Origin of the sequence: Streptococcus suis YS56, from assembly GCF_000440115.1 — a bacterium.
In the GTDB taxonomy this organism is placed as follows: Bacteria; Bacillota; Bacilli; order Lactobacillales; family Streptococcaceae; genus Streptococcus; species Streptococcus suis_L.
Genome location: NZ_ALMY01000013.1, coordinates 69,473 through 87,642, shown reverse-complemented (window position 1 = coordinate 87,642; position 18,170 = coordinate 69,473). Strand labels below are relative to the sequence as shown.

17 protein-coding genes are annotated in these 18,170 nt (G+C 41.7%); all 17 read right to left on the bottom strand.

What is annotated here, in order from left to right; genetic code table 11:
- Nucleotides 1-450: 450 nt before the first annotated feature.
- Complete coding sequence (gene greA, locus SST62_RS0102270; RefSeq protein ID WP_029186150.1) at nt 451-933, bottom strand: transcription elongation factor GreA; 483 nt, start codon at nt 931-933, stop codon at nt 451-453.
- Between the two features lie 73 nt (nt 934-1,006).
- Complete coding sequence (mltG, locus tag SST62_RS0102265) at nt 1,007-2,824, bottom strand: endolytic transglycosylase MltG (RefSeq protein WP_029186149.1); 1,818 nt, start codon at nt 2,822-2,824, stop codon at nt 1,007-1,009.
- Nucleotides 2,825-2,895: 71 nt separating this feature from the next.
- Nucleotides 2,896-3,381, bottom strand: coding sequence for a GNAT family N-acetyltransferase (locus tag SST62_RS0102260; protein WP_029186148.1), 486 nt, complete (start codon nt 3,379-3,381; stop codon nt 2,896-2,898).
- A 55-nt stretch (nt 3,382-3,436) separates the two neighbouring features.
- Entirely contained in the window at nt 3,437-4,768 is a 1,332-nt protein-coding gene (murC, locus tag SST62_RS0102255) for a UDP-N-acetylmuramate--L-alanine ligase (protein WP_024378795.1), read from the bottom strand.
- Between the two features lies 1 nt (nt 4,769).
- The gene (locus tag SST62_RS0102250) at nt 4,770-5,432 is read right to left on the bottom strand and encodes a hypothetical protein (protein WP_029186147.1); all 663 of its coding nucleotides are present in this window, start codon (nt 5,430-5,432) and stop codon (nt 4,770-4,772) included.
- A gap of 78 nt (nt 5,433-5,510) precedes the next feature.
- Nucleotides 5,511-8,603, bottom strand: coding sequence for a DEAD/DEAH box helicase (locus tag SST62_RS0102245; RefSeq protein ID WP_029186146.1), 3,093 nt, complete (start codon nt 8,601-8,603; stop codon nt 5,511-5,513).
- Between the two features lie 139 nt (nt 8,604-8,742).
- Nucleotides 8,743-9,051 (bottom strand): hypothetical protein, encoded by a 309-nt coding sequence (locus SST62_RS0102240; RefSeq protein ID WP_024408236.1) that lies wholly within the window; start codon nt 9,049-9,051, stop codon nt 8,743-8,745.
- A 1-nt stretch (nt 9,052) separates the two neighbouring features.
- Nucleotides 9,053-9,391: a hypothetical protein gene (locus tag SST62_RS0102235; protein ID WP_029186145.1), complete on the bottom strand. Its 339-nt coding sequence runs from the start codon at nt 9,389-9,391 to the stop codon at nt 9,053-9,055.
- A gap of 78 nt (nt 9,392-9,469) precedes the next feature.
- Nucleotides 9,470-10,780 carry a ribosome biogenesis GTPase Der gene (gene der / locus SST62_RS0102230; RefSeq protein WP_002942705.1) on the bottom strand — a complete coding sequence of 437 codons (1,311 nt, stop codon included), beginning with the start codon at nt 10,778-10,780 and terminating at the stop codon, nt 9,470-9,472.
- An 18-nt stretch (nt 10,781-10,798) separates the two neighbouring features.
- Complete coding sequence (locus tag SST62_RS0102225; protein ID WP_029186144.1) at nt 10,799-11,512, bottom strand: NADPH-dependent oxidoreductase; 714 nt, start codon at nt 11,510-11,512, stop codon at nt 10,799-10,801.
- Nucleotides 11,509-12,408, bottom strand: a complete 900-nt coding sequence (gene dnaI, locus SST62_RS0102220) for a primosomal protein DnaI (RefSeq protein WP_029186143.1) — start codon at nt 12,406-12,408, stop codon at nt 11,509-11,511. The genes SST62_RS0102225 and dnaI overlap by 4 nt, the downstream gene beginning before the upstream one ends.
- Entirely contained in the window at nt 12,408-13,559 is a 1,152-nt protein-coding gene (locus tag SST62_RS0102215; protein WP_029186142.1) for a replication initiation/membrane attachment protein, read from the bottom strand. The genes dnaI and SST62_RS0102215 overlap by 1 nt, the downstream gene beginning before the upstream one ends.
- Nucleotides 13,546-14,037, bottom strand: a complete 492-nt coding sequence (nrdR, locus tag SST62_RS0102210; RefSeq protein WP_002938341.1) for a transcriptional regulator NrdR — start codon at nt 14,035-14,037, stop codon at nt 13,546-13,548. Before nrdR ends, SST62_RS0102215 begins: the two co-directional genes overlap by 14 nt.
- A 71-nt stretch (nt 14,038-14,108) precedes the next feature.
- Nucleotides 14,109-15,239 (bottom strand): AI-2E family transporter, encoded by a 1,131-nt coding sequence (locus SST62_RS0102205; protein ID WP_024394981.1) that lies wholly within the window; start codon nt 15,237-15,239, stop codon nt 14,109-14,111.
- An 89-nt stretch (nt 15,240-15,328) separates the two neighbouring features.
- Entirely contained in the window at nt 15,329-16,018 is a 690-nt protein-coding gene (locus SST62_RS0102200) for a response regulator transcription factor (protein ID WP_012027645.1), read from the bottom strand.
- Nucleotides 16,019-16,099: 81 nt separating this feature from the next.
- Complete coding sequence (gene gndA / locus SST62_RS0102195; protein WP_029186141.1) at nt 16,100-17,527, bottom strand: NADP-dependent phosphogluconate dehydrogenase; 1,428 nt, start codon at nt 17,525-17,527, stop codon at nt 16,100-16,102.
- Nucleotides 17,528-17,623: 96 nt separating this feature from the next.
- Nucleotides 17,624-18,163, bottom strand: coding sequence for a YceD family protein (locus tag SST62_RS0102190; protein WP_029186140.1), 540 nt, complete (start codon nt 18,161-18,163; stop codon nt 17,624-17,626).
- Nucleotides 18,164-18,170: the final 7 nt, after the last annotated feature.

Below are 18,170 nucleotides of genomic sequence, written 5' to 3'. Positions count from 1 at the left end.
CAACCATCTGTTTCAGATGGTTGTTTTCTTATATAGTATGTTTAGTTTACTTTTTGAACTTGCTCCAACTATCTGGGAAATAGTTGGAGGTTGGAAATAGGGAGTGGGAAAGATCTCAAGCATTCATAGAAGAGTTTGTCAACAATTTTTCTTTTTAAGTTGTTGATACTCATTTAAAATCAAAAATAGCCACCTACCACTCAAAGTGGATATGGAGCGTTTCGATTTTGTTATTTTTTTAGAAGAAAACAGCTACTTGAAATCCACAATCCTCAACTCAAACTTATAAATTAAGGTTTCACATGTTATAAGTAGCTTAGACTTGCTATTTTTGATTTTTATTGAGTATGAGCTGAATCGAACTCTGTTCGCCTCAGTGCTCGTCGAAGGAATCAAAGATATACTAAACGACTATACAAAAAGAGAGAATCTTTCGACTCTCTCCACACCTTATTTCGTTTTTTCAACCTTCAAGATTTTTACATCATAGCTACCAGCAGGTGTTTCAATTGTTGCAACATCTCCTGTTTTTTTACCAATCAAAGCATGGCCAATTGGGCTTTCATTTGAAATCTTGTTTGCAAAGGCATCTGCACCTGCAGCACCAACGATATGATAGACTTCTTCTTCGGTCTCACCAATTTCTTGAACAGTCACAGTCTTACCAATTGCCACTTCATCCGCAGCAACTGCATCACTGTTTACGATTTCAGCATAGCGAATTTTTGTTTCGATTGTTGAGATTTGACCTTCAACAAAAGCCTGTTCATCTTTAGCTGCTTCGTACTCAGAGTTTTCTGAAAGGTCTCCGTAAGAACGAGCAATTTTAATACGTTCAACAATTTCTGGTCGACGAACTAGCTTTAGTTCCTCTAGTTCTTTTTCTAGTTTTTCCTTTTCTTCCAAGGTCATTGGATATGTTTTTTCTGCCATTTGTCTTTCCTTTTCTTTTATTTTTCATGAAAACAAAATTATGTGGAAAACCACATAATTTTGTTGTAAGAATTTACTCATTATTAAGATGTGCATTTACATACTTAGCAACGTTTTGGTTATGTTCATCAATATTATTTGTAAAGTAAACAATTCCAGTTGTAACATCTGCTACAAAGTAAAAATAGTCTGTCGTGTTGGCATTAATCACTGCCTCGATAGCCGAAAGGCTTGGACTATCCACTGGTCCAGGCAGCAATCCTGGTGTCCAATAAATGTTGTATGGTGACTCAATTGATGTATCAATCGCTGCATCTTCTGCCAAAGTTGTTTCTTGACCAAGTTTACCCTGAGCATACAAGATTGCAATATTGGATTGTAGAGGCATTGCTGCATTCAAGCGGTTAAAGAAGACACTTGCAATGTTTCGACGATCTTCATCAGTCGAACCTTCTTTTTCAACCAAAGATGCCAAGGTAAGAACTTCATTTACAGTCAAATTCTTAGCAGCAATCGTTTCATAATATGGTTGTAAACGATTATCCATCGCGGCAATCATTTGCTCAACGAGCTCTTCGATAGTTGTTTCATCGCTGTATTCATAAACCGCTGGGAAGAGGTAACCTTCCAACTGATAAATAACTCCACTATCAGCAGCTGGTAAGCTGGCAAACAATTTTGGATAAGTAGCAACCATTCGATTAATAAAATCTTGGTTGGTCACAGTAGCCATAAATTGTTCTGTGGTAAATGGTGTTTTATCATTTTTATCTTCTGTCTTGGTATTATCTGTAATAGCCTGAGCAATTTGTGTCAGTGTATATCCTTCGACAATCAAAATCTTACCTGCGGCTTCTTTTTGAGCTGTCGGAGTGCCACTTTCTTGAAGTGCTTTGGCGATGTCATCCACAGACATATTTTGTTTTAAATTATAAAAACCACTTTGGAAATTATTATAGCTCTTAATTTTAGAGTAGTAATTAAAAATAGTAGCATTCTTAATCAACTTGTTATCAACTAAAATTTTACCAATTTCTAAAGTTGAAGAGCCTTCTGGAATCTCTACCTGAATTGCTTCTGTAGCTTTGGTATTGACTGGTTCTAGACTAGATTTTACCCACATATAGCCAGTAAGACCTGTCACTAGAACCGCCACTACAATAATCGACATGATAACAGAGACAATGCGTTTAGCAGCTTTATCCTGTTTTTTACGACGTTGCTTGTTTGCTCTGTGCGACGATGATCGTCTAGACTGCGTTGGTTGCATCTGCTCTTCTGTCGCTGCAACTGGAGCTACTGCCTTCGTTGCAACAATTGTTTCTTCCAGTGAGATAACCTCTGTATCACCCGTTACAGCTGATACATCTTCCGTTGGAAATTCCAAAAATGTATCTTCCAAAGAAGACTTCTCTGAAAGAACAGGCTCAACTGGTTCGGAAACCAACGAACTTGATGGAGCCTCATCAAATTCTACAGTATTAGCCGCTACAAGGTTTCGTAGCTCTTCCAAGTTCCGCTCCACCGTATCTTGAGGAACCGGACTTGAAATGACTTCTTTTTCAATCACAAAAGTCTCTGGAGTAGCCAAAGTTTCTGATGTTGGCTTTTCAATACTTTCCGTCATCACTTCTGATTCTTGCTGTTCTTCTGGCAAGTATGAATCAGGGAAAGCAATACCTTCTACTTTTACAATTTCAGTCTCTCTATGGGGGGCTTTTTCTTCGGCAAGACTAGGCTGGAGCTCGTTGATAACTTCATTACGCTTATCAACAAGAACTTCCGCTGATTGTTCCGCCAAACGTTTCACCTTCAATTCTTCCAAATCTCGTAAAATTTGATCGCGGAAGCTTGAAGACTGCGTGTTTTTTTCATTCGTATCCTTTGTCACGCTGTTACTCCTTTCACACAGTTACTATACATTATATCTTAAAGGCTTATGAATTGCAAGAACTTCCCTTTCTACAAGGCTTTCCAGTACATATCACTCCACATTTGTCCTCCAAATTGCGACAAGGAGGGGCCAAAGTCTTCAAACTGGTTCATTTCATAGTAGCCAATCAAATACTCCTTACAGGTCAGGGAAACTCCTTCAAATCCTCCTGCTAAAGCCACTTCTTTTATGGCTGCCAACAAAAGAGTCCCCACTCCCTGTCCCTTATAGGTATCCGCTACGGATAGACTGGCAATAGCTAGGTGACTGCCTGTCGGCATGTCACTCTCTGTCAAGTAAAAAATATCGTCTGTAACAGTCTGCGAAACAGAAGGACAGGACAATAAATATCCTGCTATTTCCCCATCGTGTTCCATTATTAAACAGGTTTTACTCAAAGCATTCAGATAAATGGCGAGAACAGACTCAGCTATCTGTTCTCCTTTGGAAAAATTGGCATTTTCAATCAAAACAACTTGTTCTAAATCCGAAGGAGTAGCAAAACGAATTTCCATAATTTTCTCCCTTATATAGCGGAAAAACAGGGGCCATAGGCCTCCGTCTTTCTTTTTATTGGACGTTATTTGTAAGATTTGACAAGAGTCTTTCGAAGGAATATTCATAGGACTGAATATCACCAGCTCCCATAAATACATATACTGCATTGTCATGGTCTAAAAGTGGTGAAGTATTTTCAACTGTAACAAGTCCACCTTTTTTGTTGATTTTAGCCGCCAAATCTTCTACCTTTACCTGGCCATTGTCTGTTTCACGCGCTGATCCATAAATTTGAGCAAGGTAAACTGCATCTGCTCCATTCAACGCATCTGCGAACTCATCAAGAAGCGCAATGGTACGAGTGAATGTATGTGGTTGGAAGATGGCTACCAACTCCTTGCTAGGATACTTCTGACGTGCCGCATCAATGGTTGCAATAATTTCCGTTGGATGGTGAGCAAAGTCATCAATGATAACAGTATCATTGACAATTTTCTCCGTAAAGCGACGTTTGACACCTCCAAATGTCTTCAAGTGTTCTGCAACCAGTTGCAAATCAAAGCCAGCAATATAGAGATTGGCAATAACAGCTGTTGCATTCATCACATTATGCTTACCAAAGGTTGGAATTTGGAATTCTCCCAACTCTTCTTCACCATGGCGAACTTTGAATTGTGAACCACTTGTAGAAGGCTTCAAGTCATAGGCAACAAAATCATTATTATCTTCCAAGCCATAATAGTAGATTGGAGCATTTGCCGTGATACGACGAAGTTGCTCATCTTCACCAAAAACGAAGAGAGCTTTTTTTACTTGCTTCGCATAATCATTGAAAGCATTGAAAACATCCTCTAGACTAGTGAAATAATCTGGATGGTCAAAATCAATATTGGTAATGATGCTGTATTCAGGATGGTATGGGGCAAAGTGACGTTCGTATTCATCGGATTCGAACACAAAATACTGAGCATTTGCCGAACCGCGACCAGTACCATCACCAATCAAGAAGGAAGTATCTGTGATATTGCGCATAACATGTGCCAATAATCCCGTTGTAGAGGTCTTACCATGGGCACCAGCAACACCGAGGCTCGTAAAACCTTTCATAAATTCACCTAGAAATTCATGGTAACGTTTGTAGGTATAGCCCTGGGCATCAGCATAAGCGATTTCCACATTGTTATCTGGACGAAAAGCATTACCAGCAATCAATTCGACATCTGCTGTAATATTTTTCTCATCAAATGGTAAAATCTGAATCCCAGCTTGTTCAAGCCCGCGTTGTGTAAAGTAGTATTTCTCTACATCACTACCTTGAACCTTATGCCCCATTTGATGCAACATAAGAGCAAGTGCGCTCATACCTGACCCCTTAATTCCGATAAAATGATAGGTTTTTGTCATGTTATTCCTCTTCTATATGTGTCAAATTCAATTCTTGTGCCACTTGGCGATCTCGTTGTTGTCTGCGCTCAGGATAATTATAAACCTGACTCTTTCTTAAAAAGTCATACGAATTTTTCTTTATAACCTGTTCCTGTTCTCTATCTTCTTTCTTCAAAGAATAGACAGCTGGCATATCAGCGAGAATATAGTCTGTCTGACGTAGGTTGTCCGCCAAACGTGTCAACCGACCTGCCTTAGATTCAGTTGTTGCAACGACAGGAGGTTTCACCACAACTTTAGCTGGTGCTGGTTTTTCATCTCTTAAGTAGGTTGCTGATCGTTTTTTCTTCAAGTCTTCTCTAGCCTGTTCACGAGCCAATTGCCCCTGTGTTTTCACTGGAGAAGGCTTCGTTTTAGTCAGTTGCTGAAGGCGTTCCTTGCGAGAATAATGGCTTGGCTTAGCTTCAAACAGAGGAGGCAGGAGCTCATCTTCCGTTTGTGCTACTGGTTTTGTCGACGCAACTCGCTGTGAATCGGTAGACCAGCTAAATTCCTTTTCTTGATAAGGTCCCCTGATATTGCTAATCAGGTCGCTCTCATCATATAAACTCATAATTGGATTTTCTCCAACTAGTACCTCATCATCTGCGACTAGTGGAAATCTTTTTTCATGTCTAATCATAAGTCATCCTTTCGAACCCTTATTATACCATACTTAGGCCTTATTTCCTAATTCTACGCTGAGTCAACTGATTCCGTATCACTCAATCCCTAAAATCTCGCGAATGTCCTCAACCGTCAAATTCGCTCGGCTTTCATTGCCATCAAGGACCGTTTTGACAAGGTTCTTTTTATTTTCTTGCAATTCTTGAATCTTCTCTTCGATTGTCCCTCTAGTAATCAGGCGATAGCATTCAACCTTTTCAGTCTGCCCCATGCGATGAGCCCGACTGATAGCCTGAGCTTCCACGGCAGGATTCCACCAAAGATCGACTAGGATGACTGTGTCTGCACCTGTCAAATTCAAGCCAACGCCACCTGCTTTCAAGGAAATGAGAAAGGCATCTCGACTTCCTGCATTGAAGGCCTGTGTCATGTCTTGGCGTTGGTTAGCAGGGGTTGAACCAGTCAGAGTATAGGATGTCATCCCAATTTCTTTCAGCTGTTCTTCTATTTTTTCCAGCATATTTCTGAATTGGGAGAATATCAAGACCCTGTGTTCACCTTCTTTTAGCTGCAAGAGTAATTCTTTCAAACTATTAAGTTTGCCACTCTCACCACTAAACTCTTCCATGAAAAGGCTGGGTGTATCGCAGATTTGACGTAAGCGAGTAATTCCTGATAGGATTTCTATCTTGCTACGATTGATTTGAGCATCATCTGCGCCAGCTATTTGAGTCCGCATTTGTTGAAGCTGGGCTAGGTAGATGGCTTTTTGTTCATCTGTCAGTTCATTAAGTACATTGACTTCTATCAAATCAGGCAATTCCTGAAGAACGTCTTCCTTATGACGTCTGAGAACGAAGGGTTGAATGGTCCGCGCAATGTCCTTGGCTGCTAATTTACCGAAGTCTTGTTTGCCTGGCAATAAACCTGGTAAGACAATTTGGAAAATGGACCAGAGTTCCGTCAAATGGTTTTCAATCGGCGTACCTGAGAGGGCAAAGCAATTCCCAACCTCAAACTCACGCAGTAGCTGTGCAATCTTAGATTGGGCATTTTTCATGACCTGCGCCTCATCTAAAATGAGGTAGTCAAAGCGTTCCTGTCTATAGAGCGCGACATCCTGTCTGAAGGATGGATAGGAGGTAACTAAGACTTGGTGACCATTGGCAATGATCTCTTCACGCTGTTCCTTGTTTCCATGGACAACTGCCACATCTAAACTTGGAGCAAACCGCTTGCACTCATCTAACCAGTTATAAATCAAGCTGGAAGGTGCCAATATTAAAACTTTGGAATCTTTTGTCATTCGACTGGACAGAAAGGCAATAGTTTGCAAGGTCTTTCCAAGCCCCATGTCGTCAGCTAAAATTCCACCAAAACCATACGTATCCAGCATAGTCAACCACTTAAGCCCTGTCTGCTGATAATCCCTAAGCGACGTTGTTACTTCCACATCAGGAAGCGGGAACAAATCTGGCTGAGCTAGATAGCTTGCCATTTCCTCAAATTCCTTGGAGAAACTGACTTGGTTAAATTGTGCCAAGGATTGAGCCAATTGGTAACCGGCAAGAGCATGGACTTGTACCTGCCCCTCCTTACCATGACGGACCCGCAGATAGACTAGGGTTTGACTGATTTTCTTGGTTTCCTCATCAAAAACAAATACCTTACCACTCGGGCTAGTATAGTGGTCCTCTTGATTCAGCAAGGCTGTAATCGCCTGATCGATTTCAGATTGTTCAATACCTGATAAGTCAAACGAAATATCCAAAAGTGAGCCGTTACGCACAATTTCTAATTGAGGTTTGGCTTCAATATATAAAGCCTGGAGCCTTTCTGCTAGATAAACCTGCCCCATTTTTTGTAATATAGGCAATTGTTGTTGGAAAAATGGATAGAGCTCCTGCTGACTAAGAGCCGCTCTCTGGGCATGATATGCCCCCCTAAAGCCAGCTAGACGAATAGCCTGATAGACCCTCTCCAAATGTTGGAAATGGCTGGCAAAAGGCAGGAGAGCTAAATCCTCCTCACTCCTTACCTTACGTCCATCAAAATCCAAAACCAATTGGAGTGATAAACTTTCATTTGTCTCCATCTGAATATGAAATTCTGGCTTGAAATCATGAATGATGAAGCGTTTAGGTGCCTTAACAGTCCCAATTGTCTGCAAATCCAGCAAGCTTAAAGCCAAACGATTTTGGTCAGGGAAATCTACCTGCACCTTTCTCAAACCTGATTCAGTTGGAACAAGTTCGGAAATTTGGTAAATCAGATGTTCTTGATGGCGATTGACACTATAAACCGTGCCATTTACTAAGAGATAACGCCCATGAAAAAGAGGTCGGACTGGTTTTTCGTGAATAACCATTTCAATCATCTGCGTGTGAACGGTCACCTCAAAATGATAGAGTCCTTCCTCCCCTGTCAACGGAAGAACTATCAAGGAGGAATAGGACTGCTGTTGATAGGAAAAGTTAAAATGTTCTAGCTGATTTAACAGCTCCAACCCCTCCTCAAAATAGGCTTGTGGCAGACGAAAATGTCGTCCAAAATGAGTAAGAATATCCGAATCTATACCAACTTTCTCTGGTACCAAGGCCCAGAGAAAATCCAGGAGAGCCTGACTTGGTTCATCAAAATTTTCATAAGTAACTTGCTCATAATAATTTTTCCCTATTTGATAGTGACCGTTGGCTTTCACAATGCGCAAAAAAGCTCCGATGTCCCGCACAATGTACGAACGTGTATCTGGCAAGCGGGTAATTTTCAAGGTCCAATCTATCTGACGATCATAGGGCAATAAGTTCCCTTCAACTGATAACTGATACTTAAGCCCCAGTTCTGGTTCTGGTCGCAAAATTTCATCTAAAAAGAGACCGCCAAAATAAGTCCGACGGACGGTTTCCTTATGTTGTTCACCATCTTCTTTCAAAGACTGCTTCATATCCTTGCCTGAGGCATCATTTTTTAAAAAATACTCCGTGGCAGCTAGGTGTTGACAGTAGCCCTTACTTTGAAATAACTGGCAACTACACTGTAAATCGCTATCTGCATCGCCGTAAGTGAAGCGCTCACCAGCAATATCCAGCACCATCTTTCCATTCTCACTATGAAGAACAGTCAGTTTCCCAGCCTCGTACAAATCAATTCCTTCTTGGCGAATCCGCCCTGGCATCATGCGACCCATTCTAACTCCTTTATCCTTCAACCAATCATCAGCTCTTCTGTAAAATGTATCTAAAATGTTATCTTTTCATTATAGCATATTTTCAATTTGAATTGTTTAAATAGGTATCAAAAAAACACCAGCTGGTAAACTGGTGTCTCTAATGAATAGCTAAATAATAAATCGTTGCTTGCCACATTTTCAAGATTGTTTTTCCGCTTTTCCAAAACCAAAATAGAGCAAATAGCAGGAAAACAACTGCCACTACTACGTTAATCAAGCCTTTTCCATCCAAGAAAAACTTGAAAAAGAAGACAGTCACACAAGTAAGCAAGGCAAGGAGTAAGACATGAATCAGAACTCCCAACCAACCTAGCCAATAGCGAATTCCAAAGGGAGGGTGTTTCTTTTCATCGAAGTCTGCCAATCCAGTCAAAAACTCCACTAGCAGCTCACCAAAAAATTCCATACTAGCCTTCCTTTCCGACCTGTCGGTAATACTTGGTTCGTCGAATTAAGGTTTTGATAGCCCTAGCCAGTAGAATCGTCAACACACTTGCTCCAAATACCAAGAAAAGAAAGATGCCAACCAAGAACCTGTCAAAATGGTTGAAAACCATGATGGATCCAGCTGCGTAGGTTACAAAATAAACCAAAAGAGTCACTAAAAATACCAATATACACGCAAAGACTCCAAACCAGTAACGAAGACCAAAGGGCTTGTACTGCTTATCTTCATAGTCTACTAGTAGAAGAGCAGGAACTGTTAGAAATGCAAACAACATTAGAATGACATTGCCCGCTATCATGGAATCACCTCCTTTTTTTCATTGTAGCATTTTTTACATGGCATGCAAAGAAAAAAGAGGTTTCCCTCTTTTCATTTCTTACTTCCGTTTTCGTGCAATCAAATGAATTGGTGTTCCTTCAAAGACAAAGGCCTTGCGGATTTGATTTTCCAAGAAACGCATATAGGAGAAGTGCATGAGCTCTTCTTCGTTGACAAAGACCACAAATGTTGGTGGCTTGGTCGCAACTTGTGTCGCGTAGAAAATCTTGAGGCGTTTACCTTTATCAGTCGGTGTTGGATTGATGGCAATGGCATCCATGATGACATCGTTAAGAACAGCCGACGGAATGCGGGTATTTTGGCTTTCACTAATAGCCTTGATCATCTCAGGCAATTTGTGCAAACGTTGCTTGGTCAAGGCTGACACAAAGATAATCGGTGCGTATGACAAATACTGGAACTGGTCACGAATATCATCTTCCCACTGCTTCATGGTGTGGTTGTCTTTTTCAAGCGTGTCCCACTTGTTGACCACGATAATCATTCCCTTACCAGCCTCATGGGCAAAACCAGCGATGCGTTTATCGTACTCACGAATGCCTTCTTCGGCATTGATAACCATCAATATGACATCGGAACGTTCAATGGCACGCATGGCACGCATAACAGAGTATTTCTCCGTATTTTCATAGACCTTACCAGACTTGCGCATCCCTGCGGTGTCAATCATGGTAAATTCCTGACCTTCTGGGTCTGTAAAGTGCGTATCAATAGCATCACGAGTCGTTCCAGCAACAGGCGAAGCAATCACGCGCTCTTCACCCAAAATAGCGTTAATCAAGCTGGATTTACCAACGTTTGGACGACCAATCAAGCTGAACTTGATAATATCTGGATTTTCTTCTACTTCCTGAGCTGGTAGGTTTTCAATGATAGCATCCAAGACATCCCCTGTTCCGATACCATGTACAGAAGATACTGGATAAGGATCGCCAAGTCCGAGTGAATAGAAATCGTAGATATCATTACGCATTTCAGGGTTATCGACTTTATTGACAACCAAAATAACTGGTTTGTTTGTCTTATAAAGGATACGCGATACATACTCGTCAGCATCCGTCACACCTTCTTTGCCTGATACGACAAAGACGATAACGTCCGCTTCATCCATGGCAATCTCAGCCTGATGCTTGATTTGCTCCATGAAAGGTGCATCCACATCATCAATACCGCCTGTATCAATCAAGGAAAATTTACGATTCAGCCACTCACCAGTAGCATAAATACGGTCACGGGTCACACCTTCAACGTCTTCTACGATAGAAATACGTTCCCCCGCAATACGGTTAAATAAGGTTGATTTACCAACATTGGGACGTCCAACGATGGCGATAGTTGGTAGAGCCATAGCTCCTCCTCTTCTAGTTTACAATAATTTATTTTTTTCTAATAGAGCCCTCGTTTCAGGCTGCTCTGGCTGACCAAACTGGGCAATCAAACGCTCCGACCAGGTTTCTGTCTGACGGGCACCTGCATAGTCTGTCTGAACTTGGTCGTAGGCTTGAATGACTTCCACACCTTGCTCCACATATTCTTCTTGGAAAACAATAACTTCACTTGCCAAACGTGGTTTGACAGGATGGTTTTGGGCTGGTCGACCCAGGGCAATACAGAAAATTGGATAGGTATAATCTGGCAAGTTGAACAGCTCTGCTATTGCCAAGGCCTTATGGCGAACCATACCGATAAAGACGCCACCGTAACCTAAGCTTTCCGCTGCCAAGAGGGCGTTTTGCCCTGCTAGGCTCGCATCAACAGAAGAAATCAGGAGATTCTCTGTTCCTTTGACATCAAAGTCTGAACCATGGAGTTGAGCCGCCTTGCTGGCACGATTATGGTCGCCCACAAAAACCAGAATGGCCTGAGCCTGCAAGATAGCTGGCTGAGGTACCAAATCGTAGAGAGCCTGTTTTTTCTCCTCCGACTGCACCACAATGATGGAATAAGACTGGAAATTCTTCCAGCTAGATGCAGCTCGTCCTGCTGAAATAATAGCTTGCAGATGTTCCGTCTCAATGGGCTCTTCCGTAAAACGACGGACGGAAGTATGGTTCAGCATCAAATCAATGGTTTCATTCATCGGCGGTTATTTCCTTTCAAATGCAAATCGCGAGCCAGATAGCGAATCCGCTCCATAACCCGTTTGGCCTGCCAGGTCTCATCACCAGACTTACCAGAGGCGAAATGACGCTCCAAATCATCAAGGGAAAAATTGGACGTAAAGAAGGTCGGTAAATTCTCCTGCATACGGTATTGCAGAATGACCTGCAGAACATCGTCACGTACCCACGGACTATGTTGCTCCGCTCCAATGTCATCTAGCACCAAGACCTGAGCCATCTTGATTTCATCAATCCGCTCCTTGACAGAACCATCCTTGATGGCATTTTTTATATCGACAACAAAGGTCGGATAGTGGAGCATGGTGGTAGATTGAAGATGGGTCTTGGACAACAAATTGGCTAAATAAGCCATCAAATAACTTTTACCAATACCGAAATTGCCATAGATGTAAAGACCTTTTGGCTTTTCTTCAAAGCGTTTGACAAAATCCGCAATGGCCAACATGACTTCCACACGATTTTCATCACTCTTATCAATATCCGCCACGGTTACATTTTTCAAACTTGCCGGCATGTTAATGAGCTGGATACGGTTCTTGATAGCTTCCAAACGACGGTATTCGACCAATTCTTCTGTCTCAAGATAGGAAACATCCGCGTAGCCCTCATTCATAACCAAAACTGGTTGATACCCCTTAGCAATATAGGATTCATCCTGTTTGACAAAGAGGCCCCGCTGGCTGATATATTCCAAAAACTTAGAAATGGAGAGGGTGATTTCCTGCTGGGTCAAACCTTCTTTTTTGATAAAAGCAGCGACTTCAGGATCATTCACTATCTCCTTATAGAGTTGCTGATAAGATTTTGGACTTGGATTGGTTGTTTGCGACAACCTGTCTTGAACTGATTTCATCAGCTACCTCCTTTGTTTTCCATTTCTTCTAATTCGCGATAAAGAGCAGCTAATCTAGCTTGACCTTCCGCCGTTTGTCCTTGTTGAACCTCTTCCTTACTCCACTCAGGCACATTGGTTTTGGTTTCTGGCTTGGGTCTACTTTGTGGTTGACCAGCTTTCAAATCCCTGAGATAGACAACAGCTGCCTCTGCACTACCAATTCCCTTGTAGGAAAAATCATTGCCCAGCTTCATTGCGTATTTTTCATTCAGATTGGCTGAGTCCACCTTGTTAAAGGTATAGAGAACCAAGACATTGATAACTTCATCAAGCAGACCCAAATTGGCCAAATCCGTCAAACATTTTCGTTCTGTTGCGGTCACCGCTGCCTTCCGTTGCTCCTTGATAAAGGACAGGAAGGTTAGGCTGGATTTTGATTTCGCTTCACGAACAATAGCTTGTTCTTGGGCAGTGAGGCTGGCGTTTTCTTTTGGCAATGACTGGCGTGATTGCTGCAAACGTTTGGTCGAGATTGTCTGTCCAATAGCTGTTGCTTTAGCCTGACGATAGGTTTCCAACCAGGTCCACTCTGCCTGCTCTGCTATGTAACTAAGCGCAATAATATCCTCAGCTTCATCCTGAAAAAGAAGCTTGTCCTTGGCCATCAAGGCCTTGAAGGCAGACCAGTCAAAATCATGTTTCGGTTCAAAAACAACTGGAGCCTGCCCATCCATTGTAAAGACCTGAGAAAATGTTTTTGAGATATTCTGTTCCTGATTGGGTAGGTAAACAAGCAGATTCTCCATACTTGACTCCCCAATCTTCCTTGCCAACAAGTTCTTATACAAGGGTTTCGCTAGAAAACTTTTTACGGTCAGAGGGGCTTGTAGCACCAAACCTGTTAATTCATCTGCACGATAGAGTTCTAGGAGCCCCATGGCAGTCAGAACATCCAGAGCCTTCTCCAAACGATGCATCCCAAAATCCATGTGATTGAGAATGACAGTCCATTTGTAACGGCCTTGCTCTTGATCGGCAAAACTATAAAAGTAATAATAAAGCGCTAATGCATCAAAACCGATAATCGGCTGGTAGCATTGGCTAAGACTGACAATATCAGGTGTAAACGGGCTGATTTTTATATAGGCAAATAAATCATTTGGTTTCATCTTTTTTTCCCGGTTTTACCTTACTTCCTTTGGAAATCATCTGCTTAAGCAAATTTTCTAGCTCTCCAACATCTTTGAAAGAACGATAAACCGATGCAAAACGCACATAGGTGATTTCATCCAATTCGACCAATTCTTCCATTACCAAATTCCCAATGACATCGGATTCTATTTCACTATCACCTTGTGCTCGAACCTTCTGTTCAATCCGATTCACCACTTCATCAATATCATCGGTTGACACAGGGCGCTTTTGAGCAGAACGAATAATCCCATTGAAAATCTTTTCACGTGAAAACTGCTCTCTAGTTCCGTCTTTTTTCACAACGACTAGAGTTTTCTCTTCAATCCGTTCATAGGTGGTAAAACGTTGACCACATTGATCGCAGGAACGACGACGACGGATGGTATTGCCATCTTCAGCCTGACGACTATCAATGACACTTGATTTCAAACTCTGACATTTTGGACAACGCATACTCTTTCTCCTACATAAACTTTATCACTTCAGTATAGCATAAAAATGACAAAAATAAAAGAAAGCGAGAATTACTCACTTTCTACCAATAATTCACCTTGCTTCTTCAATCGACTGGCAACCCATTCACGAACCAAGCGGTAGACAACCGCAAAAATTGGGGTAAAGAAGACCATACCAAGTAGGCCAAACAAATTACCACCAATCAGGGCTGCAGCCAGAGTAAATAGGGTAGGAAGACCAACTGATTGACCAACCACGCGCGGATAAATCACATTCCCTTCAATCAACTGAAGAATCTGGAAGAGTACGATAGACCAGAGTGCCAAGAGCGGATTTTGTACCGCCACAAAGAGAGCGCTAATCAAACACGCTGAAAAGGGACCGATATAAGGTACAAACGATAGGACCCCAGCTAAAATACCAGCCATGCTGGCATAAGGAATTCCTGAGAGCGAATAACTAACAAAGACAAGTGTCCCAATAATACACGCCTCAACAATCTGACTCATCAAGAATCGGTCATAGGTATCAACAATAACTTCTCCAATATAGTTCACTACTCTGACAGCCTTCTCTGGCAAGGTAGCCTGCAAGAACTTTCTCGTCATCGCCTGCAAGTGTTCCTTGCTCCCTAAAATCGCTAGAGTGAAGAAGAAAGCCATTATCAACGTCATAGTGTTCGAAAAAATCCCCGTCACATTGGACACCAAGCCAGATAAAATCGGTGTGACCAAACTTGAAATAAGTGTTAAATTCTTCAACTGATCCAAAAAGCTGGCAATCTGGTCTCCGATTTGTCCCGACAAAAGACCATTTGATTCAAGAAAATTAGTTAGGGCATTTACCGATTTTGGAATGGCTGTGCTACTAACCGAAACCAGTTCTGAAACAGTCGTCACCAATGTAGGAAGAACAATCACCACCAGTCCTGTCACAATTAAAGCAAATCCAATTAATACTCCAACAATTGCCAAAGACCGCTTGGATTTCTTTAAAAAAGAAATTTTTTCAAACTGATCTTCTAATTTTTTCATGGGAACATTGAGGATGAAGGCAAAAATAGCTCCAATAAAAAGCGAATTCATACTGCCTAATAATTGTTGAATAGCCCCATAAATACTTGACCAGTTGAGAACAGCTAACAATGTCGCTCCAGATAAGAGTATCAATATGACTTTTTCTTTAAATGATGTATTCATAACTTTTCCATTCTTACTTATTGGCTATTATTTTATCACACGCTTATAGAAAAAGAAAGAGGGAAAGCTTCCCTCCTCTCTACTCTAAATCAATCGCGCATGGCATATCCGACACCACGAACCGTTTTAATATACGAATCTTGATGTGGCAAATCCAGTTTACCACGTAGATAGCGAATATATACATCGACGACATTGGTCTCAGAAGCCGCTTCATATTTCCAAACACGCTCAAGAAGTTGTTCTCGACTAACAGGCTCTGGGCTATTCATTAAGGTCGCCAACAGATCATACTCTCGGCGGGTCAAATTAATCAATTCATCACCTCGAGTCACTGTTCGATTTTGAAAATCAACCTTCAAATCACGATAGGCCGCATGCATGTGAACCTGTTTACAGTTATTGTCAATAAAATCACGACCACGAAAAATCGCAGAGATTTGCTCCACTAAATCACTGATGACGAAGGGCTTCACTACGTAGGAAACAGCATAAGAGAGGACTTCTTCCCCATATTGACTAACTTCTGTCGGCTCAACTACCACAATCATGACCGTGGCTGGTTTTATCGCTAACAGTTCCGTGGCCAATTCCTTACTGGACATGTCTGAAAGCTGAAAACTCATCAGAATCAAGTCAAAATCCGTTTCATGTGCCAAGGACATAGCCTCTTTCCCTGTCGATGCATAATCAACAAGATAGTCTTTTTTCTGCAATTCCATGGAAACAAAATGCGAGAGATTGCGTTCTTTACCAGCAATCAAAATTTTCTTAGCCATTGTCCATCCTTTTCTATTCTTTCAAATGGTGTAGGAATCGTATTATGACTAGAAAGAAGGGCGCTTCCACGCCCATCTTTTCTATTTTGATTCGCTATACCAGTCGTAATGGAAGATTCCTTCTTTATCTTTACGGTTATAAGTGTGAGCACCAAAGTAGTCACGTTGTGCTTGAATCAAGTTCGCTGGCAAGTTTTCAGCACGGTAGCTATCGAAGTAGGTAATAGCTGCTGAGAATGTTGGTACAGGAACTCCTGCTTGAACTGCCAAGGCAACGACATCACGAACTGCCTGTTGATACTTAGCTGTTACATCAAGGAAGTACTCATCCAAGAGCAAGTTTGCCAAGTCTTCATCACGTCCGTAGGCATCTGTGATTTTTTGCAAGAAGCGAGCGCGGATGATACAACCCGCACGCCAGATTTTTGCAATTTCACCAAATGGCAAGTTCCAGTTGTTTTCTTTTGATGCTACGCGCAATTGTGCAAAACCTTGTGCATAAGACATGATTTTTGAGAAGTACAATGCTTGACGAATTTTTTCTACCAATTCAGCCTTGTCGCCTTCGTATGCAAACGAAGCTGGTTTTGGAAGAACCTTACTTGCTGCCACACGCTCATCTTTGTAGGTTGAGATATAGCGAGCAAATACGGATTCTGTAATCAATGACAATGGCACACCCAAGTCAAGTGATGATTGGCTTGTCCATTTACCAGTTCCCTTGTTACCAGCCGCATCCAAAATGTAGTCAACGATTGGTCCATCTTGACCTTGGTCGTCTTTACGTTTCAAAATATCTGCTGTGATTTCAATCAAGTAGCTATCCAATTCGCCTTGGTTCCACTCAGTGAAGATGTCAGCCATCTCATCAACTGACAAGCCAAGCAAGTGTTGCATGAGGTCATAAGACTCCGCAATCAACTGCATATCGCCATACTCGATACCGTTGTGGACCATTTTCACGTAGTGACCAGCTCCATCTGGACCGATATAAGTCACACATGGTGCTCCATCTTCTGGTGCTTTTGCTGAAATCTCTTCCAAGACATCTGCCACCAATTCGTAGGCTTCTTTTTGACCACCAGGCATGATAGATGGACCTTCAAGGGCACCTTTTTCACCGCCAGATACACCTGTACCGATGAAGTTAATACCTGAGTTTGCCAATTCTTTTGAACGACGAATAGTGTCTTCGTAGAAGGTATTACCACCATCGATCAAGATGTCACCTTCATCCAAGTGTGGCAAGAGCGCTTGAATGGTTGCATCTGTACCAGGACCAGCTTGAACCATAAGCATAATGCGACGTGGTTTTTCGATAGATGCCACAAAGCTTTCCACATCGTAACTTGGTACCAAGTTTTTACCTGGGTTGCTTGCAACAACATCTTCTGTTTTATCAGCAGAGCGGTTGTAAATGGCTACTGAATAGCCACGTGATTCAACGTTAAGCGCAAGGTTGCGGCCCATAACGGCCATCCCTACAACACCAAAATTTGCTTTAGTCATTTGTTTACTCCTCTAATTTGTATCTCTTTTATTATACACCGAAAGCTTAAAATTGACAAGAATTTTCAGATAATTTAACTATCTTGCCAATCTGAGTTAGTCCTCATCTCCAAATAAGCCTTGTAATTGGGCAAAAGGACTATTGGCTTCTTTTTTCTCTTGAGCTTTTTGTTGAAAATCTTCCTCAGTCATTAAAGCCCAAGCTTGACCAGATGGTAGTTCCTGTCCAGCTTCTTCTTCAGGTGTCAAGACTTTGATTGGTATAGCCAGTAAAATATTATCTGCTACACTCTCATCAAGGACAATGTGGTCATCTTCTACTACCAGCACCATATCCTCATCAATCAAATCTTGTTCTTTAAGAACTGCTTCATTAGCAACGAAGAGTTCATTGACGTTTTGGACCTCATGCAAAACAACTGGTTGCAGAGAACGACTGGATGCCAAGGTAATATCATAAGTCATCTGATAGTCCAAGAAAAAGAAACCTGATTCAAAGCGGATATTTCCAGTGACTTGGACTGGCGACAAGCCTAGAACTTCACCATTTCGAGCCTGCAATTCTTCCTGTAAGTCTAAAGTTTTCTCAAAAGAAATTCCATCTGGATTTTTCTGAATATCGTAAATATGAAACATTGAATTC